The following is a 25,691-nucleotide window of genomic DNA, read 5'->3' as shown; positions in this document are numbered from 1 at the left end:
GTTGGCACCGCGGTTGCGCGAGTGTGCCTGTTCGCTTGACACATCTGTCGCTCGTCGGGTTTTCTCGACGTCAACTGCAGTGCGCCACACCGCAAACCGGTTGAGTCGAAAGGTCTACCACAGTGACCGACACACCGTCCGCCGCATCGAGCGATTCACCGGGTGGGTCGCCTGCGCCCGGCGGTAGCGGGCAATTCGCCCACGGCACCGGACGCTACGAAGGACCCGGTGGGCCACCCGGCCCGAGCTCCGGAACGGGCAGGCACGGAATGGCCGGTGGCGCAGGCTATCCGCAGTTCGAAGGACCGGGCGCCGCCCAGTACGGCAGCGAACCGGTCGAACCCCCGCCGTCGGTTGCCGGATCGGGAATGGGCGCACCGCACTACGGTCAGCCGGGCACCGGCCCGGGTTATGCGGTGCCACAGGAGAAACCGGAAACCTCGGGTTTCGCCACGACCCCCGCCGGTGGCGTGTCGCCGGGACAGTCCGGGCAGCCGTCGGGTTACCTCCATTCGGGAGCACAGGCGCTCGATATCGGGCAGTCCCTGAGCTACGGCGTGGAACGATTCCGCACGAACCCGGGACCGTGGCTCGGCATCATCGGTGTGGGCGTGCTCATCTATCTCGGCGCGCTCGCGATCGTCCAGATCGTGAACCCCACCTCGCCGTTGAGCGTGCTGTTCCTGTTCCTGGTCGTGCTGGTTGCGCTGTGGTTGCTACAGGCGGCGATGGTGCGTGGCGCGCTGTACGAAACAGACGGATACCCACCGGCTTTCGGGTCGTTCTTCCGTTTCGTGAACGCGGGCAACGTGTTGCTCACGGCACTGCTGGCGTTCACCGCGACCCTGCTCGCGTCCGCGCTGTGCCTCGCGCCGGGGGTGATCGTCGGGTTCCTGTGCATGTTCTCGCTGCACTTCGTGATCGATCAGGACTACGGTCCGGTCGAGGCGATCAAGGCGAGCGGCATGCTGGTGCTTGCCAACCTGTGGGCCTGCGTACTGCTGTTCCTCACCATCATGCTCGTCACCTTCGTCGGTGTACTCGCCTGCGGGATCGGCTTGTTCGTCGCCGGGCCGGTGTGCGCGATCGCGGTCACCTACGCCTACCGGATGCTCACCGCGGGACCGGTCGCCCGCGTCTAGTGCTCGAGCGGGGTGCGCATGCCGATCGCCCGTTTGAAGCGGCCGATCGGGCCTGATTCGTCGCCCGCGCGTGGCCGCAGTTCCAGCACGAGCACGCCGGCCACCACGATGCCGATCAGGTTCACCGCGAGCTGACCCGCCGACTCGAACGCCCGGTGCCACTGACCGAGCGTCGCGGCCACCACCGCGTAGCCGGCCGCGGGCACGGTGGTCACCGAGATGAACACCCCGATCAGGGCCGCCGATTTCGCGGTGACCAGTGACAGCATGCCTGCCGCCCCGGCCAGCAGGGCCACGACCAGGGAGAACGGCCCGACCTGGTAGATGAAGTCGACATTGTGCGCGTCCATCACGCCTTCGACGGTGATCCAGCCCATCCGCTCCCACAGCATGGTGGCGAACAAGGTGATCACCATCGCGACCGGGAACGCCACGGCCAGCGCGATCATCGACCGGCGGGCCAATCGCCAATTGCGGCGCACCAGCGCGACCGACAGCGCGGCCAGTGGCCCGAACTCCGGGCCGACCACCATCGCGCCGACGATGGTGACTGGCGAATTCGTCGCCACGCCGATCGAGGCGAGCAGGCAGGCGATGGTCAAGAACGCGAGGAAGGTGGAGTTGAGCGAGGACTCCTCGTGTGTCTCCACGAGCAACTGCTCCCAGACCACGGCGTCGCTCGGGTCGCCGGGCGCCGCCCGTACCGCGCGGTCGGCGGCGTCGGACAGCACGGCTTCCACCGGTCCCAGCGTGATACCACCGGTGTGGACCAGTCCGAGCGACTTCACGTCGTCGAGGATCTTGTTGGCCGCCTCGCGGGCGATGTCGGCCTGGACGAGGTCGCCGCCGGGGTCGACCGCGATGCCGGGCGCCACCGTCAGATGGGTGACACCCGCATCGGCTTCGAGGATGCGGACCAGCTCAGCGGTCTGCTCGGGTGGACTGATAATGCGTAGATGCAGCACCGCTAGCCTCCTGGTCACCGGTCCCCCACGGGACCACACCAGAAGCTACCGGTGCTGCTATCCGGTCGCTACTTCTGCGCGGCAACAGCTTTCGGCGCGTCGCCGCCCTTGACCTCGGGCTTGGCGTCGATGCCCGCTTCCTTGCGCTGCTGGGCGGTGATCGGCGCGGGCGCGTCGGTGAGCGGGTCGACGCCGCCACCGGTCTTCGGGAACGCGATCACCTCGCGGATCGAGTCCTCCCCGGCGAGCAGGGCGGTGATGCGGTCCCAGCCGAAGGCGATACCGCCCATGGGCGGGGCGCCGTAGGAGAAGGCGTCGAGCAGGAAGCCGAACTTCTCCTGGGCCTCGTCGTGATCGATGCCCATCACCGCGAACACCCGTTCCTGCACGTCACGGCGGTGGATACGGATGGAACCGCCACCGATCTCGTTGCCGTTGCAGACGATGTCGTAGGCGTAGGCCAGCGCCGAACCCGGGTCGGTGTCGAAGGTGTCCATCGACTCCGGCTTGGGCGAGGTGAAGGCGTGGTGCACCGCGGTCCAGGACGAATGGCCCAGGGCCACATCGCCGCTCGCGGTGGCCTCGGCGGCCGGTTCGAACATCGGTGCGTCGACGATCCAGACGAAAGCCCAGGCGTTCGGGTCGATGAGGTCGCACTTGCGGGCGATCTCGCCACGCGCGGCACCGAGCAGGGCACGGCTCGACTTGGTCGCGCCCGCGGCGAAGAACACGCAGTCGCCCGGCTCGGCACCGACCTGCTTGGCCAGGCCCTCGCGCTCGGCGTCCGACAGGTTCTTGGCGACCGGGCCGCCGAGGGTGCCGTCCTCGTTGATCAGGATGTACGCCAGACCCTTGGCGCCGCGCTGCTTGGCCCACTCCTGCCAGGCGTCGAGCTGACGACGCGGCTGGCTCGCGCCACCGGGCATCACGACCGCACCGACGTACTCGGACTGGAACACCCGGAACGGGGTGTCCTTGAAGTAGTCGGTGAGCTCGGTGATCTCCACGCCGAAGCGCAGGTCGGGCTTGTCGGAACCGAAGCGGCGCATCGCCTCCGCGTAGGTCATGTGCGGGATCGGGGTGACGATGTCGTGGCCGACCAGTTTCCACAGCGCGGTGAGGATGTCCTCGGCCAGCAGGATCACGTCCTCCTGGCGCACGAAGCTCATCTCGATGTCGAGCTGGGTGAACTCCGGCTGACGGTCGGCGCGGAAGTCCTCGTCGCGGTAGCAGCGCGCGATCTGGTAGTAGCGCTCGATGCCGCCGACCATCAGCAGCTGCTTGAACAGCTGCGGGCTCTGCGGCAGCGCGTAGAAGCTGCCCGGCTGCAGGCGCGCGGGGACCAGGAAGTCGCGGGCGCCTTCGGGGGTGGACCGGGTGAGCGTCGGGGTCTCGACCTCGATGAACTCGTGGGCGCCGAGCACCTCACGGGCGGCGGCGTTGACCTTGGACCGCAGGCGGATGGCGTGGCCGGGCCCCTCGCGGCGCAGGTCGAGGTAGCGGTACTTGAGGCGGGCCTCGTCGCCGGGGGTCTCGTCGAGCTGGAACGGCAGCGGCGCGCTCTCGTTGAGCACGACCAGTTCGCGCACGTCGACCTCGATCTGGCCGGTCGGCAGTTCGGGGTTCTCGTTGCCGTCGGGACGCTGCTCCACCACACCGGTGATCTGCACGCAGTACTCCGCGCGCAGCTTGTGGGCCTGTTCGGCCGCCTCGCCTTCGCGGAACACCGCCTGCGCGACTCCCGAGGCGTCACGCAGATCGATGAAGATCACGCCACCGTGGTCACGCCGCCGGGCCACCCAGCCGGTGAGGGTGACGGTCTGACCGGCGTGCTCGCTTCGCAGCGAACCAGCCAAGTGGGTGCGCAGCACGGTATTCCTTTCGACGATTTTTCGCACCGTGGAGAAGACCCGGTGCACGCCCATCGTAGTGAGACACGATGGGCGAGGGAAAACCGATATCTTCCGCGCCGTGTCAAGCTTGTCGCGCGCCCTGCGCGACGGCTGCGCGCGCGGTGGCCAATGGTGCTGCAGGGCAGTGGACAACCGAGCGAAGGCGAGTACCGCGATGACCTTCAACGAGGGTATGCAGATCGATCCGGGCCGGGCATCCTCGGGCGGCGGACCGGGGATGGGCGGCAAGCTGGCCGTCGGTGGCGGCGCGGGTGGGCTGATCCTGCTGGTGGTCGGCCTGCTGTTCGGCGTCGACCTCACCGGTACCGGTTCGGGCACGGGGGTGTCCGGCGGGCAGTACCAGGGCGGGGACGTCACCGCGGGCACCCCCGAACACTGCAAGACCGGGGCCGATGCGAACAAGTACGTCGACTGCCGGGTGGTGCTCACCGCGCAGAGCCTGGACGCGGTGTGGGGTGCGGAGCTGCCGAAGCAGACCGGTCAGCGGTATGTGCGGCCCGAACTCGTCCTGTTCACGGGGGCGGTGAACACCGGGTGCGGTAACGCGACCAGCGATGTGGGCCCGTTCTACTGCCCCGCCGATCGCACCGCCTACTTCGACACCAGCTTCTTCCAGGAACTCGTCGACCGGTTCGGGGCGAGTGCCGGGCCACTGGCCCAGGAGTACGTGGTCGCTCACGAGGTGGGCCATCACATCCAGAACCAACTCGGCGATATCGGCCGCGCACAACAGGATCCGCGCGGACCCGAATCCGGTGCGGTGCGCACCGAACTGCAGGCCGACTGCTATGCGGGCATGTGGGCGCATTTCGCCGACAAGCAGAACGCGCCGGGCAGCACGCAGCCGTTCCTGAAGCCGTTGTCGGACAATGACATCCGCGACGCGCTGTCGGCCGCCAACGCCGTGGGCGACGACCGCATCCAGCGTGCGGCGGGTCGTGGCGTGAATCCGGAATCGTGGACACACGGGTCCTCGGATCAGCGCCAGAAGTGGTTCCTCGCCGGCTACCGCAGCGGTTCGGTGCAGTCCTGCGATACCTATTCCGCCGCCGACCTGAACAATCCCCCCGGGTTACGCTGACCCTCGAACCCGATCCGACACAGCGTTTTTCATCGAGGGGAAATCATGCGCCTGCCCATCATCGGTCTGCTCGTCTGCGCGCTCGCTCTGCCCGGTGCGGGCGCGCTCGCCCATGCCGAACCGGCGCCGCTACCCCTGATCAGCGTCACCACCATCCCCGCCGGGTGGTCGACGCGCACCGACCTGCGGCCGGTGCTGCAGGTGTTCGACGACGGCACGGCCGTGTACCGGCCCGACGCGGTGAGCAAGGACCGCAAGGCCGAGACCGCGCCGAAGGAGGAACGGGGAAAGGTCGCCGCCGACGTGATCTCGGCCGCGCGCGAGGAGATCGAGGCGCTGCAGGACATCGACTTCGGCATCCCCGCCGGTGAGGGCAAGGGCGCCCAGATCGTCGACCTGCTGACCGAGGATCCGGCCGAGGACGCCCACCTGGTGGTCTACTCCCCCGACGCGGCCGACGGCCTCGACCCCGAGCAGCAGGCCGCGCGTAAGCGTTTCACCGACCTCACCAAGAAGCTGGTCGACGCCTTCGAGAAGTGAGTCGAAGGTCGCCCGCGGCACCCGACCGCGGGCGACCTTCGATCAGAACCGGTCTTCGTCGGCGGTGCGTTCGTCCTCGTGGACGGCACCGATGACCTCGGGCGTGGCTTCGCCCAGGAGACCGGTGAGGTCTTCGTTACCGGTGCGGCTCTGGTAGGGCTGCACCGTGCGGCCGTGTTCCTCGTCGTTGCCGCGCTGGCCCGCGCCCGCGGCACCCGGGCTGCCGCCCATGAATCCGGAACCCGCGCCTGCGGGCGTGGTGCTCGCACCACCCATGCCGGTGCCGAGACCCGTCGCCATCACGCGACCGGCGGCGGGCATCGCGGAGCCGGGCAGTGCCGTCGACTTCGGCGAGCCGGTGCTCGGAGTGCCACTCGAGCTGCCGCCACCGCCTCCGCCACCGCCGCCACCGCGCGCGGTACCGAGAGCGCCGAGCGCGGCACTCGAGCCACCGCCGCCGCCCGTGCCACCGGTGCCCGCCGGGCTGGTGCCCGCCGGGGACGTGGTGGTTCCGCCGGTGCCGCCGGTGCTGGCCGCACTGGTCTCGGTGGCGCTGCTCAGCGCGTCCTCGGCCTGGGTGAGCAGCGGTTCGCCGATGTTCTCCGACGCGGCCGAGAGCACCTCTTCCGGCGAGGGCAGCCCGCTCTGGCTCGCGAGCTGGCCGACCACACCGCTGAGTTCACCGGTGTACCCGGCCAATTGGCCGCGGGTGGCGTTGACGACCGTGACCGCCTCGCCCAGGTGGGTCGTCGCCAGGCCGATCAGCGTGGCCTGGGTGGGCGGCAGCATGATGGTCGGGGCGAGCGCCGTCGCCTGCGCGGCGAAGGTGGTGGCGATGGAGGTGAGCTGGGCGTTGCCCGTCTGCACGACCGCGGCCGCCTGCTGGGTGAGCGCGGAGATATCGATGCCGCGCTGACTGGTCTCCTGTCCCTGGGCCTGCGCCTGCTGGCTGGCGGTGGTCGCGGCGTCGGCGGCCTGGCCCTCCCACAGTTGCTGCACCGTTTTCACACCGCCCTGGGCCAGGGTCATGGCCTGTTCGATGACGGCCGAGGAATTGCTCAGGATGGAGGTGGGGTCGAGCGAGCCGAACACGCCGGTGCCGAAGCTGCTGAGCAGGTCGAGGAACGGCTGGAACAGCGTCTCGATGCCGGGCAGCGCGGGCAGCGACAGGCCGTTCATCAGTGCCGCGACCGGGTCTTCGGTGAGGCTGGTCGCGGCGGCCGAGTTGCCACCGGCCCCGGTGTTCGAGGCACCGCCCGCGCCGCCCGTCGCGCCGGTGACGGCGCTCTTGGCCTGGTTCATCAGGGTCTCGGCGGTGCCGAACGGGTCGATCGTGGCCTGGCTCAGCGCGCCCTGCACGTCGGTGAGCGCCGAGGACGCGTCGTCCGAGATACCGGTCAGGATGTCCTGGGCGTCCGTCCCGGTGCCGAGCCCGGACAGGCCGGGCAGCCCGGTCGGCATGCCGACCTGCTGGGTTTCCTCGGTGATCTTCTGCGCGAGAGTGAAGACCGGTTCCTCGACGTCCTCGGGCAGCTGCACCAGCGGCACGTCGAGAATGGCCTGGCCCGCCAGCTCCTGCGGCACGGCGCCGAGCGCGGACTGTGTCTCGGTCTCGGCGGTGGCCAGCGACGCTTCCGGGCTGATCACGCCCGTGTCCGCGCTCAGCGGCTTCATGCCGCGCCCCCGATCCCGGCGGCCTGGCGCGCGATCTGCGCCGCGTTGTCGATGTCGGTGGCGTCGAAGGTCACCGACGAGCGGAACGCCGCGTCCGACAGCGACCCGAACTTGGCGGACAGCTCATTGATGTCCTTGGCCTGCAACACCTGCGCGGCCGCGAACATCGCCAGGTAGTCGGCGCCGATGAGCCCGAACACGGGTGTCATCGCGGAGACATTGGCGACCAGGTCGAAATTGCCCGCCGCCGCGATCTGCCCCGCCACCCCGGCATTGGTCGTCGCGAACGCGTTGACACCTTCGGTTTGCACCGAGAGATCGGTCATGCGAATCCCCCACTCGTCGTGAAAAGTCGGTCTGGAGACCACGATCGGGTAGCCGCGCAACTCCCGACGCGACCGCCCGATTGCGCAGTGCGCCAAATATAGCCGAATACCCCGACCGGTTTCGACTCGCGACGGACCCGATCTGCGACATTCGATGGCAAAACTAGAACATGTTCTATATCCTCGGCCTCATGAAGGTCGCAGTGACCGGCGCAGCCGGCTACCTCGGATCCAACCTGATCCCTCAGCTCGTGGAGCGCGGACACGAGGTGGTTGCCATCGACCGCGTCGCCCCCGCCACCACCGACCCGGCCGTCACCTGGGTCGAGGGTGACGTGCTCGACGCGGCGTCGATGCGCACGGCGCTGGACGGCGCCGAGGTGGTGTACCACCTGGTCGCCCTCATCACGCTGGCCAAGAACAACGATCTGGCCTGGCGGGTGAACACCGAGGGCGTGCGGGTCACGGCCGAGGCCGCGCTCGAGGTGGGCGCGCGCCGGTTCGTGCACACCAGTTCCATCCACGCCTTCGACCAGTACCGCGCGGGTGGGCACATCGACGAGACCTCCCAGCGTTCCGACAATCCCGAACTGCCCGTGTACGACCGTTCCAAATGGACCGGCGAGCTCTCGCTGCGACCTGCCATCGAACGGGGTCTCGACGCGGTGATCGTCAACCCGACCGGCGTCTTCGGCCCGATCGACAACCTGAGCCGGCTCTCCCGTGTCAACCGCACCACGGTGGACTGCGCACGTGGGCGCGTCCCGGTGATGATCGGCGGCGGCTTCGACATGGTCGATGTCCGCGATGTGGCGCACGGCCTGATCCTGGCCGGCGAGAAGGGCCGCACCGGCGAGAACTACCTGCTGGGCGGGCACATGATCACCCTGCTCGAGCTGTGCCGGATCGCCGCCCGGCACGCGGGTGCCACCGGCCCGCGTTTCGCCATCCCGGCGGGTCTCATCGGCGCGCTCATGCCGGTACTCGAACCGATCGGCAAGCGACTCGGTTCGGACGTGCTCTCCAAAGCCGCTCTCGGCGCGATCATCTCGGCCCCCGTCGTCGACCACGGCAAAGCCGAACGTGAACTGGGCTACCGCCCGCGCCCGATCCAGGAGAGCATCCACGACCTCGTCGACTTCGCGCTCGCCCCGCAGCACGCTTGACACCTGATCGAACGCATGTTCGACTCGAGGGGTGCGGTGGCAGACCCAGACCCTCGATGCCGATGACGGTGCCCTGCCCGGTTTGAGCCGGGCGGGGCTCGTTCGTACCGTCCGCACGCCCGAGTTCGACGGCATCACCTTTCACGAGGTGTTGTGCAAGAGCGCGCTGAACAAGATGCCCGAGAGCAGCGCGTTGCCGTTCCGGTGGACCATCAATCCGATGCGCGGGTGTTCGCATGCGTGCCGGTACTGTTTCGCGCGCGGCAGTCACGAATATCTCGGGCTGGACGCCGGGCGTGATTTCGATTCCGAGATCGTGGTGAAAACCAATGTGGCGGCGGTGTTGCGGCGGGAACTGGGGCGCCGGTCGTGGCAGCGCGAGGCGGTGGCGCTCGGTACCAATACCGATCCGTATCAGCGGGCCGAGGGGCGATACCGGTTGATGCCGGGGATCATTCGCGCGCTCACCGATTCCGGGACGCCGTTCTCGATTCTCACCAAGGGTCCGCTGCTGCGCCGGGATCTGCCGCTGCTCACCGAGGCGGCACGGCGGGTGGAGGTGAGTGTGGCGGTGTCGATCGCGATTCTCGACCCCGACCTGCATCACAGCCTCGAACCGGGCACACCCGAACCCCGCGCCCGCCTGGACCTGGTGCGCGCTCTCGCCGACGCGGGCTTCTCCGTGCATGTGATGGCGGCCCCGATCATTCCGTGCCTCACCGACAGCCGCGCCCACCTCGACGCCCTGTTCGCCGCGATCGCCGACGCGGGCGCCGCCAGCGCCATGGCCTTCCCGATGCACCTGCGTGGCCCCACCCGCGACTGGTTCCTGGCCTGGCTCGATACCGAACACCCCGCTCTCATGCGCCGCTACCGTCAGCTCTACAACCGGGGTGCCAATGTCACCCCCACTTACCGCGACTGGTTGCGCGACCGGGTGAATCCCCTGCTCACCGCTCATGGTCTCCGCCGCGAGCAGGGTCCTACGACTCCGCCGACCGCCGTACCCGCGCCGACGAACCCGCAACTCACCTTGTTCGGCTGAGCGCCCGGCGTGAGTCAGGCGCCGTCGAGCACCTCCTCGCGGGAAGCGCTGGCAGCGGCGGCCTCGCGCTGCTCTCGTGCGGGCATCGCCAATGTCAGCACGGCGAGAAGAAGGGCGACACCGCAGATGGCACCCATCATCATGACGGCGCCGCCGAGGCTGTGCGAGCTGAAGAACACCGTGGTCAACACCGCCAGTCCGACCGCGTTGCCGACCTGTTCGATCGTCGGCAGCACCCCGGATGCTTCGGCCATCCGGTCGGCGTCCAATCCCGACAGCATCATCGGTTGCAACTGCACGCCGAACACCCCGACACCGAAGCCGGCCGCGAACACCGGTCCCGCGCACAGCAGCGCGCTGGCCACGCCGTCGACCAGGTACAGGTAGACCCCGCCCGCGCCGATGCACCCGCCGAACAGCGCTATCCCACCCGCCAGCGCCCAGATGTCGAAGCGCGGCACCAGGATCAGCGAACCGATCGCGCCCGCACCGGCGCCGAGGGCGAACAGGGTCATCACCATGCCGGTGAGCAGCGGCGAGTAACCGAGCACGTCCTGCATCGTGATCGATGCGGCGAACACGAACGCCGTGAACAGCCCGAAGAAGGCGCCGACCAGCACCGAGCCGACCCGGAAACCGTTGTTGCCGAACAGCTCCAGGTGCACGAGCGGTGACGCACCGCGCGCGGTCCGTCGACGTTGCTGGGCGAGGAACACCGCCGTGAGCGCCAGGCCGGCACCGACGACCGCGACGAGGTCGAGACGCCAGCCGTGCTGCTGGATCTGGGCCATGCCCGCGATCAGGGCGAACAGCCCGAGCCCGGACAATCCGGCACCGACCAGGTCGAGGCGGTGTCGCCCTTCGGGTCTGTTGCGGTCCAGGAACTTCCAGGCGAGCGCGAACGCGAACAACCCGATCGGCAGGTTGATCAGGAACACCGACCGCCACCCCCAGCCACCGATGTCGAGGGTGAGCAGGACACCGCCGACGATGGGTCCGAGCATCCCGGCGAACCCCGCCACGCCCCCGTACAACGCGAACACCAGCGGGTGACGTTCACGCGGGAATCCGGCGGTGAGGATCGCGATGGTCTGCGCGGCCATCCCCGCCCCGGCCGCGCCCTGCACCACGCGTGCGATCACCAATTCCATTGCACCGTCGGCCGACCCGCACCAGACCGATGCCGCGGTGAAGGCCGCGACCGACACCAGGAACATCGTGCGCCGCCCGACCATCGCCCCGATCCGGGCGGCGGTGAGCAGGGTGCAGGCGAAGGCCAGGGCGTATCCGGAGATCACCAGCAGCTGCGCCGAGCGCGACGCACCGAGGTCGGCGGTCAGGTTCGGCAGGGCCGTGTTCACGATCGTCACATCGATCATCTGCATGAACACCGCGATCAGGCAGGCGCCGAACGCCAGCCAGGCACCGAGTTCGGGCGTTCGCGATTGTTCGGTGGCGGTCACGACACCAGCTCCATCGTCGCGCGCGGAGCCGACATCGACATCTGCGTCGGGAAACTCAGCTGCACCAGCCGGTGCGGTGCCGCCACCTCGAAATAGGCGAGGAACGGCGGCACCACGGACCCGACCATCTTGTCGAGCATCCCGTTCACGTGCTCGAAGCCGGGCCGCAACCGGACCTGCCAGCAGGAGAACACCCCGGCCGGCCCGGTGAGCACGACCTGTTTCTCCACCCGCACGAGCAGTGGCCAGTGCACCGAGAACGCCAGCCACACATCGACGGTCTCCATCAGCCCCTCGGCGAATTCCAGGCCGCGTAGCAGGGTGAGCCCGGCGGCGATCGGCATCACGTTCGCCGGGTAGGGCGCGGGCAGGCCACCGGGTTGCAGATGCACGGTGTCGACGAAGTTCGCCTCCTCCCGCGACACCAGCGTCGATCCCGAGAAGGTCTGCGCGCGATAGGTTTCCGCGTGCAGGAACCCATCGATGCGGCCGATGCGCTGCTCGATCGTCATGACCGGCTCGCGCCCGTCCCGATGCCGCTGAGCGGGGCCGACCTCGAGAGTCGTGTGATAGCCGCCCCGAGTGTGCACGACCACCTGGGACACCTCCATCCCGCCGGGCTGTCCGGTGATACCGACGTGATAGGTCGACTTCTCGCCGTCGGGGATGAACGGGTCACGGAAGATGGAGGGAACGAATTCTTCTCGGATCACGGGATCTCCGCGGCGCTGTCGATGATGGCTCCGAAGACGGACTTCATGGTGTCGAGGTAGCGGCTCACGTTCTCCTGAGCGATCGCGGTGTCGGGGAAGATGACGCTCAGCGAGGTCTGTCCGGGCAACCGGTTGATCCAGATCAGCGCCTCCTCGGACGCGGCGCGGTTGGCGAACACACCGGCGTGCAGGCTGTCGAACAGCTCGTTGCCGAGGAAGTCCCTGGCGTCGATGAAGGAGATCATCGGGGTCACCCAGCCCGGTTCGGCCTTGATCTCCGAATCGGCGGGCAGCAGTTCGAGGACCCGATGAAACGACGTCGGCGCCAGTAGGAGTCCGCTGTCGTAGGCGCGCTGGGCGGTCCTGATCGCGCGTCCGATCGTCAGCCGTTCCGGCAGCGGGAACGCGACCGGAACCAGCGTCACATACCAGCCGACCGAATTGTTCTCCGCCGCGGAGGTTCTGGTGCTCACCGGGGTCATGCCGAAGTAGTAGTCCGACCCGACCAGTTCGCGTTCGGCCAGCGCGGCAGCGGCGAACACCCCGCCGGCGAAATCGGCGCTGTTGGCCCGGCAGACCTCCTCGAAGCGCTCACCCTGTTCCTCGTCGAGCAGCACGATGCTGCGGTGGGCGCTGCGGTGATATCCGTCGGTCTTCTCGCCGAGGTCGAGCGGGAAGCTGGGCAGCCGGTTGTCGTTGCCGCGCAGCAATGCCAGCCACTTCTTCACCCCGGCCGAGGCCAGTGTCTGCTGATCGCTGAGGAACCGTTCGTTGCGGCAGTAGTCCAGATAGCTCGCCGCGGGGGCGAGCGGCTCGGCGTCGGGCCACAGTTCGGCGGCGTAGAGCTGGGCGAAGTCGGCGGCCGAGAGGTACTGGCCGAGGCCGTCGGTGTGCAGGTGGTCCACGGCCAGGTAGACGGTGGTCGAGTCCTCGTGCTCGATGGCGCCGAAGGTGAAGCAATCCCATTGGAACGGACCGGGTGTGGTCTTCTCGACGTGGCGGCAGATCGCCTCGGGGTCGTCGATGTAGCCGTAGTCGACCGGGAGGAACTCCACATCGGCCTCGGGCACGAGGTGGCGGCGCACCGTGCCACCCGGTTCGACGGTGAACCAGGTGCGGAACGTGTCGTGGCGCAGCAGGAACTTGTGGATCGCCCGGGTGATGGCCTCACGATCCAGTTCGGTGGTGGGAATTCGCGCGGTCACCAGGCACAGGCCCGAGAAGCGGAAGTCCGCGCCCGCGTGCCGGGCGGCCAGGCGCAGATACTGTTCCTGTTGCAGCGACGGCGACGCCGGGTGGGCCGGGGCCCGCGCCGCGCGCGTGACCGAGTCCGCCGAGGCGAACCAGGTCACGAGTCGTCCCGGCGCGGGCCGCCACTCATCGATCAGACCGAACTCGACCATCAGTGCGATCCCGCCATCGAGACCTCGGAGGCGCGGTCGACGGTCCACTGCTCCGGCACCTCGGTCGGCGCGGTGTCCTCCCCTGGTACCGGCACGATGTCCGGAAGTGGCGGTGTGGCAGCGGGTTCCGAGGCGAGGATCAACTCGGCGACCTTCGGTCCGGCCTGTTCCAGGCTGAACGAGCGGCCCATCTGCATCGACATCAGGTCGATGCCGAGCGTCTTGGTGACGCGTGCGCCAAGCTCGACCGCCATCAGCGAATCCAGCCCGAGTTCGGGCACCGGCACCGTCATGTCGATCGACTCCACGGGCACGCCCATGACGACCGCGAGTTCCTCGGCCATCTTCCTGGCGATCGCGGGCCCACGCTTGGCCTCCTCCATCGCGGCCAATTCGGTTCGGAGCCTGGCCAATTCGGAGGTGTCCTTGGCGGAGGACTTCGCGAGTCCGGCGGTACGGCCGGTGCGGATCAGCTGGGGGAAGGTGCCGGTCAGCTTCACCCAGTCGGTGGGAATGATCGCGGCGTTGGACGCGCCGAGACGCAGGGTCTGTTCGAGGTAGGCGGTGGCGTCGGCCATGTCGATCGGGCCGAAACCGACCAGGTCCAGGTACTTTTCGGCGGTCTCGTCCGACGCCATGCCACCCGATGCGCCGGACAGGTGGCCCCAGCCGATGCACAGGGCCCGCTCCCCTGCCGCCGACCAGCGCCGGGCCAGGGTTTCCACCGCCACATTGGCGGCGCAGTAGTTGTACTGGCCGTAGATGCCGTACATCGAGCCGCCCGAGGAGCACAGCACGAACATGTCGAGGGTGATGCCCGCGTCCGCGACCGCCTGGTGGATCACCTGCGCGCCATGGACCTTGGGGCGGTAGACGCGGTCGAGTTCGGCCAGTTCCATCTTGGCCAGCCGGTTGTCGGCCACCGCGCCCGCCGCGTGGAATACCCCGCGCAACGGGTGCTCGCCGCTGTGCGCGCGGGCGATGATCGCCGCGACGGCGGCCGCGTCGGTGACGTCGGCGAGTTCCTCGACCACCTCGATGCCGATCGAGCGCCACACCTCGAGCTGACGCTCGGCCGTGTCGGTGCTCGCACCACTGCGCCCGACCAACACCAGGCGGCGCGCACCGCGCATGGCCAGCCACCGGCCGATCGCCATCCCGAACCCACCGAACCCGCCGGTGATGAGATAGCTTGCTTCCCCGTCGATTTCGAGGGGCGGCAGGTACGGGCGCACGGGTGGTTGCGGGTCGTCCATGCGCAGCGCGACGCGACCCACCCGCGAGGATCGCAGCGTCTCCTCGAAGGCCTGGCTCACCTCGTGCGTCTCGAACAGCTGATACGGCAGTGGGGTGTACACGCCCTCGGTGACCTTCTCGAACACCCGCTGCAGCAGCCGCGACAGGCGTTGCGGGCGCACCGCGACCAGGCGGTCCAGGTCCATCGAGTAGTAGGCGAGGTTCTTGTCGAAGTTGGCCAATTCCAGCAGCCCGCCGGTGTAGATGTCGGCCTTGCCGACCTCGACGATGCGGCCGAACTCGGCGGCGGCGTTGAAGTTCTGGCGCAGGATCTCGCCGGGGGCACTGCTGATGATCACGTCGGCGCCCGCACCGCCGGTCAAGGCGAGCACGTCGTCGACGAAGTTGAGCGAGCGCGAGTTCACCGCGAAGTCCGCGCCCATCGCCAACACGTGCTCGCGGCGCTCGGGCGAACTCGCCGTGCCGATGATGCGGGCGCCGATCGACTTGGCCACCTGGATGGCTGCGGTGCCGACACCGCCGGCGGCGCCGTGGATCAGCACCGTCTCCCCCGGCTCCAGCCTGGCCAGGTCGTGCAGGGCGTATTCGGCCGTGCCGAAGGCGATGGTGCTGGTGCAGTAGGCGGGATCGGTATCGGGGGGAACCACCACCGCCAGTTCCCGGTCGACCGTGGCGAACCGGCGCATCATGCCCTTGGAAGCCACCGCGACCTTGTCACCCACCATCACATCGGTGACGCCCGCACCGACGCGCACAACGGTGCCCATGCCCTCCATACCGGGCACGGTGCCGAAATAGGTCGGGGCGAGCTCACGCTCACCGAGCAGACCGATGATCTTGAGCGGGTCCTTGTAGTTCAACCCGATCACCGCCATCGCGACCTCGATCTCCCCGGTGCCCGGCGCCACGCGTGGGCACTGCCGCCAGGCCACTTGCGACAGCAGGCGGGTGCGCGGCATGTCCAGTTCGAAGTTGGCCTCCGGGTCGGTGAGCGGGTGCGCTGTCTCGAGTTCCTCGATGCGCTCGGGCAGCGGTTTGGTCACCACCGGTGCGAGACGGACTCCGCCGCGCAGCAGCACCTCGTCGCTGTTGTCGAGTGAGAATGCCCCCGGCACGCCGAGTTCGGTGACCAGATCGGCGATCGGCGTGCCCGGTTCGGTGTCGATCAGGCGCCAGCGCAGCGGGGTCTGCTCATTGAGCAACACGCGTCGGGCACCGGCGAACGCGGCCTGTCTCGGGTCGGGCGCGATGTCGCTGTCGGGCGTGGCGAAGGCGGATTCGGTGATCAGGGTGGCGTGGACGGTGCCGTCGCCGAAGTGGATCTGCGGTGCGGCGCCTTCGACGGTGGGGGTGACGTATTCGGAGATCGCGACCGCGATGCGCTTGAGCGTCCACAGGTCGGCGACATCGTCGGTGCCCGCCCCGGCCACGACGCAGACGTGCACACGCTGCTTGTCCTCGGCCTTGGCCGCGGTCAGCAGCGCGACCAGATCCGCTTCGAGCTGCTCGCTCGCCGGATCGACGACATACACCCGCGAATCGGGGACGGCCGCGGCGAGCCGCGCGGTGCGCGGGCTCTCGCCGAGACCGACGATCACCGTCGACACCGATCCGGCTTCGGCCAGCGCCGCCGGGTCGAGCGCCGCGCGTTCCTCGAGGGTCTCGGTGTAGTAGAAGTCGGCCATCCGGTGCAGTGGGTCGTCGCCGGGCTTGAGCGCACCGATCTGCAGTCCGGTCAAGCGCGCCACCAGCTTCCGGTCCTGATCGAGCAGGTCGACGTCGGCACGCAGCCGGGCCTTCGGGTCGCGGCGGGCGATGACGGTGATCTGCGCCGGCAGGTCGGCGAGCAGGCGCACCGCCGTCACCCCGACAGGCACCATGACGCCCTCGTTGATCCGTTCGTCGGTGAACAGCATCGCGGCGCACTGCATGGCGGCGTCCACCACAGCTGGATGCGCCAGGTGCCCGGAGTCGGCGGCGATGCTGCCGTCCACGGTGGCCAGTACGACATCGCGGCCGACGCGCACCGAGGTCACCCGCTGGAAGGACGGACCGTACTGCAGACCCGCCGAGGCGAGTCCCGCGTAGAACATGGCCGGGTCGACATCGACGCCGACATCGATCGACGGCAGTTCGACCTCGGTCTGTTCGTGCGCGCCGGTCAGGGTGCGCCCGGTCGAGTGCACCGTCCAGGCCGTTCCGGTGGCGCTGCGGGAGCGGATCAGGAATCGGCCGCTGGCCTCCTCCACACTCATCGCGACCAACGGCACATCGGGGGCGCCCATGACGAGCGGCGCGACGAACCGGACCCCTTCCAGCGCGACCTGCTTGCTGCCGATCCGCTGGGCGGTGGCACTGAGCGCGGCATCCAGATAGGCCGCGCCCGGCATGATCTTGACGCCGTTGACCACGTGGTCGGCCAGCCAGGGCAGCAACTGGGTGCCGACCTGGAGCAGCCATTCGGGGCGGCCCTCCACGTCGGGGTCGCCGAGCATGGCGTAGGTGCCGGGCGTGCCGAGGCGGGCCTGTTCGAACAGCGGCAGCGCCGAATGCAGGCGGGTGCGCTGCCAGGGGTAGCGCGGCAGCGGCACATGTGCGCTGGGAACGGCCGGGAACAGCCGCTCGCGGTCGAGGACACCGGCGGCGTGCAGGCCGATGAGGGTACGCCGCAGGCTGTGCGAGTCGGACTGTTCGCGGTCGAGGGTCGGCACCGTGGTGCCGTTGACGTCCGCGTCGACCATGGCTTCGCGGATATTGCCCGACAGCACCGGGTGCGGGCCCACCTCCAGGAACACACGGCTGCCCGCGGCCAGCATTGTGCCGATCGCGGCGTGGAACCGCACGGCCTCACGGACATTGGACCACCAGTAGTCGGCGTTCCAGTCGCCCTCGGTGACGAGTTCGCCGGTCACCGACGAGTACAGCGGCACGGTGGGCGCCTGCGGGGCCAGGTCGGCGAGAACCTCGCGCAGTTCGTCGTGGATCGGCTCCATCAGGCGGCTGTGGTAGGGCACCTCCACCCGCAGCCTGCGGGCGAAGATCCCGTCCTCGGTGAGCTTCTCGGCGATCTCGTCGAGCCGGTCGACATCGCCGGACAGGGTGAGTGACGTGGGGCTGTTGATCGCGGCGATGTCGACGCTCGGGTCGTCGCCGATCAGCTCGGTCACCTGGTCGGTGCTCAGGCCCACTGCGAGCATGCCGCCGGTGCCCGCCGTGGTGGCCTGCAGGCGGGCGCGGTGATAGGCCACGCGCACCGCGTCTTTCAGCGAGAGCATGCCGCTGACATAGGCCGCCGACACCTCGCCCACACTGTGGCCGACGATGGCCGCCGGGGTGATGCCGTATTCGGCCAGCTCACGCACCAGACCGACCTGGACGAGGAAGTTGGCGGGCTGGGCGACCTCGGTGCGGGTGACACGCGACTCGTCCTCCGGCCTGTTCAGTTCCTCGATGATCGACCACCCGGACAGTGCCCGGAACTCGGCGTCGATCTCGCGGGCGGTTTCGGCGAACACGCCACCGGCGGCGAGCAGTTCGCGGGCCATCTTCCAGTGCTGCGGCCCCATGCCGGAGAACACGAACACCGGTTCGGCGGCGGCCGAGGACACCGTGCGGGTCGCGTCGCGGCCGCCGCCCGAGGCGTACTCGTGCAGTTCGCGAACCAGCTCGTCGGTATCACCGTCGAGCAGCACACCGGTGCGGAAGGGGTGCTGCGCCATGCGGGTCCAGGCCGCCTCGGCCAGCCGCTGCGGGTCGGCGCCCGAGGTGATGAGGTCGGCGAACCGGCCTGCCAGGGCCCGCGCCGCGCCGGTGCTGCGCGCCGAGATGGGCAGAATGCCGAGGTGCCGTGGAGGTTCGGCGGGTGTCTGCTCCGGGGCGCGGAACTCCTGCAGGATCGCGTGCGCGTTGGTGCCGCCGTAACCGAAACCGTTGACCGCCACGGACATCGGTCCCCCGTCGGCGGGCAGGGGCTGTGCCTCGGTCTGCACGTGCAAGCCGAGTTCGTCGAAGGGGATGTCGGGGTTGGGGTTCTCGAGCCAGCCCTGCGGCGGCAGCATGCGATGGCGGAGGGCCAGCGCCGCTTTGATCACGCTCGCCACGCCCGCGGCGGCTTCGGTGTGGCCGATCGTCGCCTTCACCGAACCGACACCGATGGTGCCCGAGCGGCCCGACGGTGCGCCGAAAACCCGGCCGAGTGCGCGCAATTCGACCGGATCGCCGACGAGGGTTCCGGTGCCGTGCGCCTCCAGATAGGTGATCTGGTCGGGGGCGATGCCCGAACGCTCGCAGACCGTGCGTGCCAGCGCCTCCTGGGAGTCGACATTGGGCACGGTGATCGCGGTGGTCCGCCCGTCCTGATTCGAGCCCGTCGCCTTGATGACCGCGTACACACGGTCACCGTCGCGCACGGCGTCGTCGAGCTTCTTGAGCACAACCATGCCCGCGCCCTCACCTCGGCCGTACCCGTCGGCGGTGGCGTCGAAGGACTTGCACCGGCCGTCGGCGGCCAGGAAGCCGCCCTTGCACATCAGGACGAAGGTCTCGGGCTGCAACATCACATTGACCCCGCCTGCCACGGCGACCCGGCAGTCGTCGTTGTCGAGCGCCTGACAGGCAAGGTGCAGCGCGACCAGCGACGACGAGCACGCGGTGTCCACCGTGATCGCCGGGCCCACCAGGTTCAGCGCGTAGGCGATGCGGTTGGACAGCATCGTGTATGAGGCGCTGGCCGGGGTGTGCATGTCGGTGTGGAACAGCGCCGGTCCGACCACGCCGATCACCGACTGGTCGACCACGAAGCCGCCGACGTATACGCCGACCCGCTCGCCGGCGACCTGCCCGGCGATGCCCGCGTCGTCGAGCGCCTCCCAGGTCACCTCGAGCATCAACCGCTGCTGCGGGTCGAGCACGGTGGCCTCGCGCGGTGAGATCCCGAAGAAGTCGGGATCGAACTGCCAGGGGTCGATGGTCATGAAGGCGCCGTGCTTGGTGTAGCTGCGCCCCGGGGTGCGTGGCTCGGGGTCGTAGTAGCGGCGCCAATCCCAGCGATCGGCAGGCATCTCCACGACACCGTCACGCTTGTCGACGACGAAGTCCCAGAACGATTCCGGCGAATCGATTCCGCCCGCGAACCGGCAACCGATTCCGACAATGGCAATATCCGACACGCAATTTCCTCCGGTTTCGACCGGTCTGTGGCAACTGACCGTTTGATGTCAACGTAGAAGCCCGGCACCGTGTCGATCGTTCGATAACCGACGTCTGACATTTCTGACTGACACTCGCGCGTACTCCTGTGATCCGCCCCACCAGGCGAGGTCACGGCTCACAGCGAAATTCCGGGATCGATTGTGACCGACCGCAATATCGATGTTTCACGACCGAAAAGTCGCTCGACAATGACAAGTTCGACCCCATCGCGAAATGTCGTTGGGAGCCGGATGTGTACGCCGAATTGAGGCAGTGGGGCGATACCGTCGTGCGGCGCAGGTACGCCGTCATCGTCACGGTGGTCGCGGGATTGCTTGCGCTGGGAGCCTATGGTCTCGGCCTCGGCGCCGATCTGAGCTCGAGCGGGTTCGACGATCCTTCCTCGGAGGCGGTGCGCGCGGCGCACGTGCGTGACAACGCCTTCGGGCGCGATCACAGCTCCGATCTGCTGCTGGTGTTCCGCGCGCCGGACGGGACGACCATCGACGACCCCGCCTTCGCCGCCACCGTCGTGGCGGGACTCAACGACCTGCCGCAGCGGTTCCCCGACCGGATCGACCGGGTCAACGGCGCGTACTGGCCGACCGATACCGGGATGGCGTTGCCCGAGGTGTTCGGCTCGCCGGCGCGCGACAAGGCGTTCGCCTCGATCGCGATCAAGGGCCTCGACCCCACCGAACAGGGCCGCAACTATCGGGAGATCGCCGAGGAACTCACGATTCCCGGGGTCCGGATGGAGGTGGCGGGCGGGCAGCCGGTCGCCGCCGCGTTGAACGACACGATGGTCGAAGACCAGCGGCGGGTGGAGCTGTTCGCCGTGCCCGTCGTCGCGGTCTTGCTGTTCTTCGTGTTCGGTGGTGTCGTCGCCGCCGCGTTGCCGCTGATCGTCGGCGGGCTGACCATGCTCGGCGCCTGGGGTCTGCTGCGCCTGCTCACCACCGTGACCGAGGTGAATTCCTTTGTGTCGCCCGTGGTCTCGATGATCGGGCTCGGCCTGGCCATCGACTACGGGTTGTTCGTGCTCAGCCGTTTCCGGGAAGAACTGGCCGACGGCCGGTCGGTGGAGGACGCGGTGCGCAACAGTGTGTCCACCGCGGGGCGCACCGTGCTGTTCTCGGCGCTGATCGTGGTGGTCGCGGCGGCGGGCATCCTGGTGTTCCCCCAGGGTCTGCTCCGCTCGTTCGCCTACGGCGCGATGATCACCATCACGCTGGCCGCGCTGACCTCCATCTCGCTGCTGCCCGCGATGCTCGCCGTGCTCGGCAGGCGGGTCGACCGGTTCGGTGTCGACTGGTTCCGCAAGCCGGTCGCCCGCGACCCCGGCAACGCCTGGGGCAGACTGGCCGCCGCGGTGATGAGACGCCCCCTCGCGGTGGCGGTTCCGGTCTGTCTCGGCCTGCTGGTGCTGATCTTCCCGATCCAGCACCTGGCCTTCGGATCCATCAACGAGAAGTTCCTGCCGCCGACCCACCCCACCCGGCTGGCTCAGCAGCATTTCGACGAATCGTTCCCGCTGCGCCAGATCGACCCGATCGACCTGGTCATCGTCACCTTCGATCCCGGAACCGCCGATGTCGTGCGCGCCGACGCGAACCGGGCACCCGGCCTGGCCGCGCCGTTCGCCGAGCCGATGCGGTCACCGTTCCAGCCCCAGGTGCTCACCACCGGCACCGTGCTGGCCGAAGCCTCCGACGCCGAGGCGACCATCGAGTACCTGAGGTCGATGCCGTTGCCGCCGGGCACCACGCTACTGGTGGGTGGTCAACCCGCCATCGAGAAGGACAGCATCGACGCACTGGTGACGCGGATTCCGCTGATGATCGCGTTCGTCTTCCTGGCCAGCACGCTGCTGCTGGCGTTGACCTTCGGTTCGGTGGTGTTGCCGTTGAAGGCCGCGGCGCTGAACCTGCTCGGGCTCGGTGCCACACTCGGTGTCCTCACCTGGGTGTTCATCGAAGGCCACGGTGCGGGGGTGTTCGGTTTCACGCCACAGCCCGTGATGGCGCTGGTTCTGGTGATCATCGTGTCGGTGATCTACGGCCTGTCCACCGATTACGAGGTGTTCCTGCTCTCGCGCATCGTCGAGGCCAGGGCGGCGGGCGCGTCCACCACCGAGGCGGTGCGGGCCGGGGTCGCCGGAACGGGGCGGATCATCACCGCCGCCGCGCTGATCTTGCTGGTGGTGACCGGCGCGTTCGCGCTGTCGGAACTGCTGATGATGCAGTACATCGCCTTCGGGATGGTCACGGCGTTGCTGATCGACGCGACCGTGCTGCGGTTGGTGCTGGTGCCCGCGTCCATGCGGTTGCTCGGTGACGCCTGCTGGTGGGCGCCGCGCTGGTTGGTCCGGCATCGACCACAGCTCGAATCCGATTCCCCCGCCGCCGTTCCCGCACCGGTTGTCGTCCGCGAACGGGACTGACATGAACCTCCGCAGCCTCGACGCACCCGCGCCGACCGTCGGCACACTGCCTGCCTTCGCCTGGCGGGAGGTGTCGGTGGTCGCGGCCGTGGCGGGGACACTGTTGCTGATCCGTCTCGACCGCTACCGCATCGGCGGTGACGAACTGTATTTCCTTGCCGCCGGACGGCATCCGTCGGTGAGTTATGCCGATCAGGGGCCGCTGGTTCCGTTGCTGGCCGCCCTGTCGGACCAGCTGGCGCCGGGGTCGGTCGTGGCATTGCGCGTGCCCGCGTTGCTGTTCACGGTGGCGGCCGTCGTCCTCAGCGCGGTGATGGCCCGGGAGTTCGGCGGCGGACGACTCCCCCAGACCGTCGCCGCGCTGGCCTACGCGACCACCCCGATGGCGGTGATGCAGTCGGCGATGCTGAGCACCTTCGCCCTCGACATCACTCTCACGGCGGTGCTCGCCTGGCTGCTGATCCGGTGGGTGCGCACGCGCGCGGACGGGCTGTTGATCGCGGCGGGGGCCGTCGCCGCGCTCGACTTCCAGGTGAAGTGGCTGATTCCGATCATCTGGGCGGTGCTCGCGTTCGGTGTCGCGGTGTTCGGTCCGCGCGAGCTGCTGCGGCGGCCCGCGTATTGGGTCGGCTCGGCGCTGTTGGTCGGCTCGGCGGTGCCGATTCTGTGGTGGCAGCACCGCAACGGCTGGCCGCAGCTGGCCATGGGTGCGGTCGTGCGCGAGGAACAGCTCGCCACGGCCGGGGTGCTGGCGGCGCCCTGGACGATGATCCAGGTCACCGGGGCGGGTGGGTTGCTGCTGCTCGCCGGGATGTGGGCGGGGCTGCGCTCCCCACGATTCCGGCCGTATCGGTTCCTGATCCCGATGATCGCGATCGGGCTGAGCGGGGTGGTGCTCGCGGGCCTTCGGCCCTACTTCGTGGCCGGGGCCTTTCCCGGCCTGTTCGCCGCGGGCGCGGTATATCTGGCGGACCGGGGGCTCTCTCGCCGGGAACTGGTGTTCGGCGGGGCTGTCACCGCCGTGTCCACGACGATCTGTGTCGCACTCGTGCTCGCCCTGCCCCGACCGGAATCGGCGCTGCGGACGGCCACCGAGGACTACGCCCAGATCCATTCGCGCAGTGTGCTGTTCGGGCCGAGCGGCTGGGACGACCTGGTCGGCTCGGTGCGGCGAACCTACGAGCAACTGACGCCGCGGCAGCGCGACGGGTTGGTGATCGTGACCCAGAACTATTGGCAGGCAGCGGCACTCGAGCACTACGGGCCTGCGGCCGGTCTGCCCGAGGTGTACAGCCCCAATCGCGGCTACGGCTACTTCGGCGCACCACCGGACAGCGCGACCACGGTGCTGTACGTCGGGGTGGACGGCCCGGAGACCGGTCTGCGCACCGGTTTCGCGAGCACCGTCCCGCTCACCCACCTCGACGAACCGTTGGGCTTTCCCGGTGTGAACCGTGGTGTGGCGGTGTGGCTGTGCACCGGACCGAGCCGGGCCTGGTCGGCGCTGTGGCCCGACGCCAGGGAACTGCGCCTGGTCGACGGAACGACAAGACACGCGCGATGAACGGAGCGATGACAGTGCTGCATTCGATGCTGCGACGGCTCGTCCTGTCGGTGGTGCTGGCCGCCGCCGGCCTCCCCGCCGCCGTGGCCGCACAGGCTGCCCCGGACCTCGTGGCCGCCCGGGCCATGGACGCGGCACGCCCCGCCCCGAACGGTTCGTTCGCGGTGGCGGCCGCGGCGAACGGGCCGGGCCGGGTGATCGACCTGACGGTGCACTCGGCGGCCATGAACCGCCCGGTCACCGTCGCGGTGATTCCGGCAGCCGATCCCGAAGCGCCCGCCGGTGCGCTGTATCTGATCAACGGTGTCGACGGCGGCACCGACACCCCCGACTGGCGCGAGGGCAGCAACTGGTTCACCAAAACCGATGCCCTGGATTTCTTCGTGGGCAAGCAGGCCACCGTCGTGATGCCGATCGGCGGCGCGGGCACCTTCTACACCGACTGGCAATCCGACGACCCCGGCACCGGACGCAACCGATGGCTCACCTTCCTCACCATCGAACTGCCGCCGATCATCGACTCCGCCTTCCACGGCACCGGCCGCGACGCCGTGGCGGGGCTGTCGATGGCCAGTTCGGCGGTGTTCCGGATGGCACAGGAGGCCCCGCAACGTTTCCGGATGGTCGGCTCCTTCAGCGGGTGCGTGCAGACCAGTAATCCGGCAGGTCAGGCGATGGTCGCCTCGATCGTCACCGCGCGCCGCGGCAATCCGCTGAACATGTGGGGACCGCCCACCGACCCGGCCTGGGTCGCCAACGACGTGGCACTCAATGCCGAGCGGCTGCGCGGGGTGGGAGTGTATGTGAGCACGGGCAACGGCATGCCCGGCCCGCTGGACACACTCGACGGCCCTGGCATCGGGAACAGTCCGCTCAAACTGGTCGATCAGCTGGTGATCGGCGGCGTGCTCGACGGGATCACGGTGGTGTGCACCAAACTGCTGCGTGACCGGCTCGCCGCGCTCGGCATCCCCGCCGACTTCGACTTCCGTCCGGCGGGCACGCATTCCTGGGGTTACTGGGAACAGGACATGCACACCTACTGGGAGCGCGTCGCCCCGCTGCTCGAACCGTAGGGCTCAGACCAGTTCGGCCACTTGCGAATCCGTCAGTACCACCGGCGACACGGAGTCCTGAGCGCGGACCAGGCGGACGCCCCGATACAGCGGTCGTTCGTCGAGCCCGGCGTCGCGCGCCTCGGCCCGCAACTGGGCGAGCAGCACTTCGGAGATGGCGACCGCGGCCACCAGTGGCGCCGAGGCCAGCGCGTCCGCCAGTTTGCGCAGGCCGAGCAGGTGCAGCTCACGGCCGCTGCCCGCATCGGTGTACATGGCCAGCGGCACCAGCTGGGTTTCCTGGCCCGCCGTCACGCGCAGCACGATGCGGCTGAGCCGGCCAGGGAACACCAGCAGTTGCGCACCCTGGGTGTCGGCGAGGTCGATCCGACGCTCACCGACGAGGCGATGAGCGTGGATCACGGTGCCGTCCAACCACATCCGCCTGCGCTTGAACGCCATCGCGTACGCGAGCGTGGGGACCGCGACGATCAGGCCGAGCAGGACGGCGTAGGCCCAGCTCAACCAGATCGAGGTCACCAGCATCACCACGACGCCGACGGCGAACGCGCCCAGCGAGAGTTTGCGCAGCATCGGGGCGAACACCTCGGGTGCGACCAGGTCGATGCCGATCGGTTCCGTCGCCGGTCGCCCGGAATCCCCGCTCACCAAGTCCCTCTCACCGCCGCCGGCCCGCCCGGCGTGGGGCGCGGTCAGATTACCGCGCCCCCTCCGGAGGCCCGCGACGAAC

17 protein-coding genes are annotated in these 25,691 nt (G+C 69.0%); 8 read left to right on the top strand and 9 right to left on the bottom strand.

What is annotated here, in order from left to right:
* Positions 1-122: 122 nt before the first annotated feature.
* Positions 123-1,142 (top strand): hypothetical protein, encoded by a 1,020-nt coding sequence (locus tag AB0F86_RS02910; protein WP_356984166.1) that lies wholly within the window; start codon positions 123-125, stop codon positions 1,140-1,142.
* Here the strand turns inward: AB0F86_RS02910 and AB0F86_RS02905 are convergent.
* Complete coding sequence (locus AB0F86_RS02905; protein ID WP_356984402.1) at positions 1,139-2,107, bottom strand: DUF389 domain-containing protein; 969 nt, start codon at positions 2,105-2,107, stop codon at positions 1,139-1,141. The genes AB0F86_RS02910 and AB0F86_RS02905 overlap by 4 nt on opposite strands.
* Positions 2,108-2,175: 68 nt before the next feature.
* Entirely contained in the window at positions 2,176-3,978 is a 1,803-nt protein-coding gene (gene aspS / locus AB0F86_RS02900; RefSeq protein WP_356984165.1) for an aspartate--tRNA ligase, read from the bottom strand.
* Positions 3,979-4,174: 196 nt separating this feature from the next.
* Between aspS and AB0F86_RS02895 the strand changes: the two genes are divergently transcribed.
* Entirely contained in the window at positions 4,175-5,101 is a 927-nt protein-coding gene (locus AB0F86_RS02895) for a neutral zinc metallopeptidase (RefSeq protein WP_356984164.1), read from the top strand.
* 45 nt (positions 5,102-5,146) lie between these two features.
* On the top strand, positions 5,147-5,641 hold the full coding sequence (locus AB0F86_RS02890; protein ID WP_356984163.1) for a hypothetical protein: 495 nt from the start codon (positions 5,147-5,149) through the stop codon (positions 5,639-5,641).
* 42 nt (positions 5,642-5,683) lie between these two features.
* Here the strand turns inward: AB0F86_RS02890 and AB0F86_RS02885 are convergent, their stop codons facing one another.
* Together AB0F86_RS02885 and AB0F86_RS02880 are read right to left on the bottom strand one after the other, a co-directional pair.
* A complete protein-coding gene (locus AB0F86_RS02885; RefSeq protein ID WP_225280613.1) occupies positions 5,684-7,315 on the bottom strand; it encodes a hypothetical protein in 1,632 nt (543 codons plus the stop codon).
* The gene (locus tag AB0F86_RS02880; RefSeq protein ID WP_067493548.1) at positions 7,312-7,641 is read right to left on the bottom strand and encodes a type VII secretion target; all 330 of its coding nucleotides are present in this window, start codon (positions 7,639-7,641) and stop codon (positions 7,312-7,314) included. Before AB0F86_RS02880 ends, AB0F86_RS02885 begins: the two co-directional genes overlap by 4 nt.
* Positions 7,642-7,832: 191 nt before the next feature.
* Between AB0F86_RS02880 and AB0F86_RS02875 the strand changes: the two genes are divergently transcribed.
* Positions 7,833-8,807, top strand: a complete 975-nt coding sequence (locus AB0F86_RS02875) for an NAD-dependent epimerase/dehydratase family protein (RefSeq protein WP_356984162.1) — start codon at positions 7,833-7,835, stop codon at positions 8,805-8,807.
* A 31-nt stretch (positions 8,808-8,838) separates the two neighbouring features.
* Positions 8,839-9,852 (top strand): Rv2578c family radical SAM protein, encoded by a 1,014-nt coding sequence (locus AB0F86_RS02870; protein ID WP_225280611.1) that lies wholly within the window; start codon positions 8,839-8,841, stop codon positions 9,850-9,852.
* Between the two features lie 14 nt (positions 9,853-9,866).
* Here the strand turns inward: AB0F86_RS02870 and AB0F86_RS02865 are convergent, their stop codons facing one another.
* The 4 genes from AB0F86_RS02865 to AB0F86_RS02850 are packed head-to-tail and all read right to left on the bottom strand — an operon-like array spanning position 9,867 to position 19,856.
* Positions 9,867-11,315: an MFS transporter gene (locus AB0F86_RS02865; protein WP_356984161.1), complete on the bottom strand. Its 1,449-nt coding sequence runs from the start codon at positions 11,313-11,315 to the stop codon at positions 9,867-9,869.
* Positions 11,312-12,028 (bottom strand): hypothetical protein, encoded by a 717-nt coding sequence (locus tag AB0F86_RS02860; protein ID WP_356984159.1) that lies wholly within the window; start codon positions 12,026-12,028, stop codon positions 11,312-11,314. The genes AB0F86_RS02865 and AB0F86_RS02860 overlap by 4 nt, the downstream gene beginning before the upstream one ends.
* On the bottom strand, positions 12,025-13,431 hold the full coding sequence (locus AB0F86_RS02855; RefSeq protein ID WP_356984158.1) for a condensation domain-containing protein: 1,407 nt from the start codon (positions 13,429-13,431) through the stop codon (positions 12,025-12,027). Before AB0F86_RS02855 ends, AB0F86_RS02860 begins: the two co-directional genes overlap by 4 nt.
* Positions 13,431-19,856 (bottom strand): type I polyketide synthase, encoded by a 6,426-nt coding sequence (locus AB0F86_RS02850; protein WP_356984157.1) that lies wholly within the window; start codon positions 19,854-19,856, stop codon positions 13,431-13,433. Before AB0F86_RS02850 ends, AB0F86_RS02855 begins: the two co-directional genes overlap by 1 nt.
* Positions 19,857-20,131: 275 nt before the next feature.
* On the opposite strand from AB0F86_RS02850, the gene AB0F86_RS02845 reads away from it, so the two are divergent.
* Genes AB0F86_RS02845 through AB0F86_RS02835 form a run of 3 tightly spaced genes read left to right on the top strand, consistent with a single transcriptional unit; the run spans position 20,132 to position 24,961 of the window.
* Positions 20,132-22,321, top strand: a complete 2,190-nt coding sequence (locus AB0F86_RS02845) for an MMPL family transporter (protein ID WP_356984156.1) — start codon at positions 20,132-20,134, stop codon at positions 22,319-22,321.
* Between the two features lies 1 nt (position 22,322).
* Positions 22,323-23,885 carry a glycosyltransferase family 39 protein gene (locus AB0F86_RS02840; RefSeq protein WP_356984154.1) on the top strand — a complete coding sequence of 521 codons (1,563 nt, stop codon included), beginning with the start codon at positions 22,323-22,325 and terminating at the stop codon, positions 23,883-23,885.
* Positions 23,886-23,893: 8 nt separating this feature from the next.
* Positions 23,894-24,961 carry an alpha/beta hydrolase family protein gene (locus AB0F86_RS02835; RefSeq protein ID WP_356984152.1) on the top strand — a complete coding sequence of 356 codons (1,068 nt, stop codon included), beginning with the start codon at positions 23,894-23,896 and terminating at the stop codon, positions 24,959-24,961.
* A gap of 3 nt (positions 24,962-24,964) precedes the next feature.
* On the opposite strand, the gene AB0F86_RS02830 is transcribed toward AB0F86_RS02835, so the two are convergent.
* Positions 24,965-25,609, bottom strand: a complete 645-nt coding sequence (locus tag AB0F86_RS02830) for a hypothetical protein (RefSeq protein ID WP_356984150.1) — start codon at positions 25,607-25,609, stop codon at positions 24,965-24,967.
* Between the last annotated feature and the right edge of the window lie 82 nt (positions 25,610-25,691).

This window comes from Nocardia sp. NPDC023733 (assembly GCF_040639775.1).
Taxonomy (GTDB): Bacteria; Actinomycetota; Actinomycetes; order Mycobacteriales; family Mycobacteriaceae; genus Nocardia; species Nocardia rosealba.
Note: the sequence above shows the minus strand (reverse complement) of the source record. Positions and strands in the feature narration are given on the sequence as shown.

Bases quoted from the DNA above. Each gene is read 5' to 3' on its own strand.
- AB0F86_RS02875 (WP_356984162.1), top strand. From the start codon at position 7,833: ATGAAGGTCGCAGTGACCGGCGCAGCCGGCTACCTCGGATCCAACCTG.
- AB0F86_RS02895 (WP_356984164.1), top strand. From the start codon at position 4,175: ATGACCTTCAACGAGGGTATGCAGATCGATCCGGGCCGGGCATCCTCG.
- AB0F86_RS02880 (WP_067493548.1), bottom strand. From the start codon at position 7,641: ATGACCGATCTCTCGGTGCAAACCGAAGGTGTCAACGCGTTCGCGACG.
- AB0F86_RS02840 (WP_356984154.1), top strand. From the start codon at position 22,323: ATGAACCTCCGCAGCCTCGACGCACCCGCGCCGACCGTCGGCACACTG.
- AB0F86_RS02855 (WP_356984158.1), bottom strand. From the start codon at position 13,431: ATGGTCGAGTTCGGTCTGATCGATGAGTGGCGGCCCGCGCCGGGACGA.
- AB0F86_RS02885 (WP_225280613.1), bottom strand. From the start codon at position 7,315: ATGAAGCCGCTGAGCGCGGACACGGGCGTGATCAGCCCGGAAGCGTCG.
- AB0F86_RS02835 (WP_356984152.1), top strand. From the start codon at position 23,894: ATGACAGTGCTGCATTCGATGCTGCGACGGCTCGTCCTGTCGGTGGTG.
- AB0F86_RS02890 (WP_356984163.1), top strand. From the start codon at position 5,147: ATGCGCCTGCCCATCATCGGTCTGCTCGTCTGCGCGCTCGCTCTGCCC.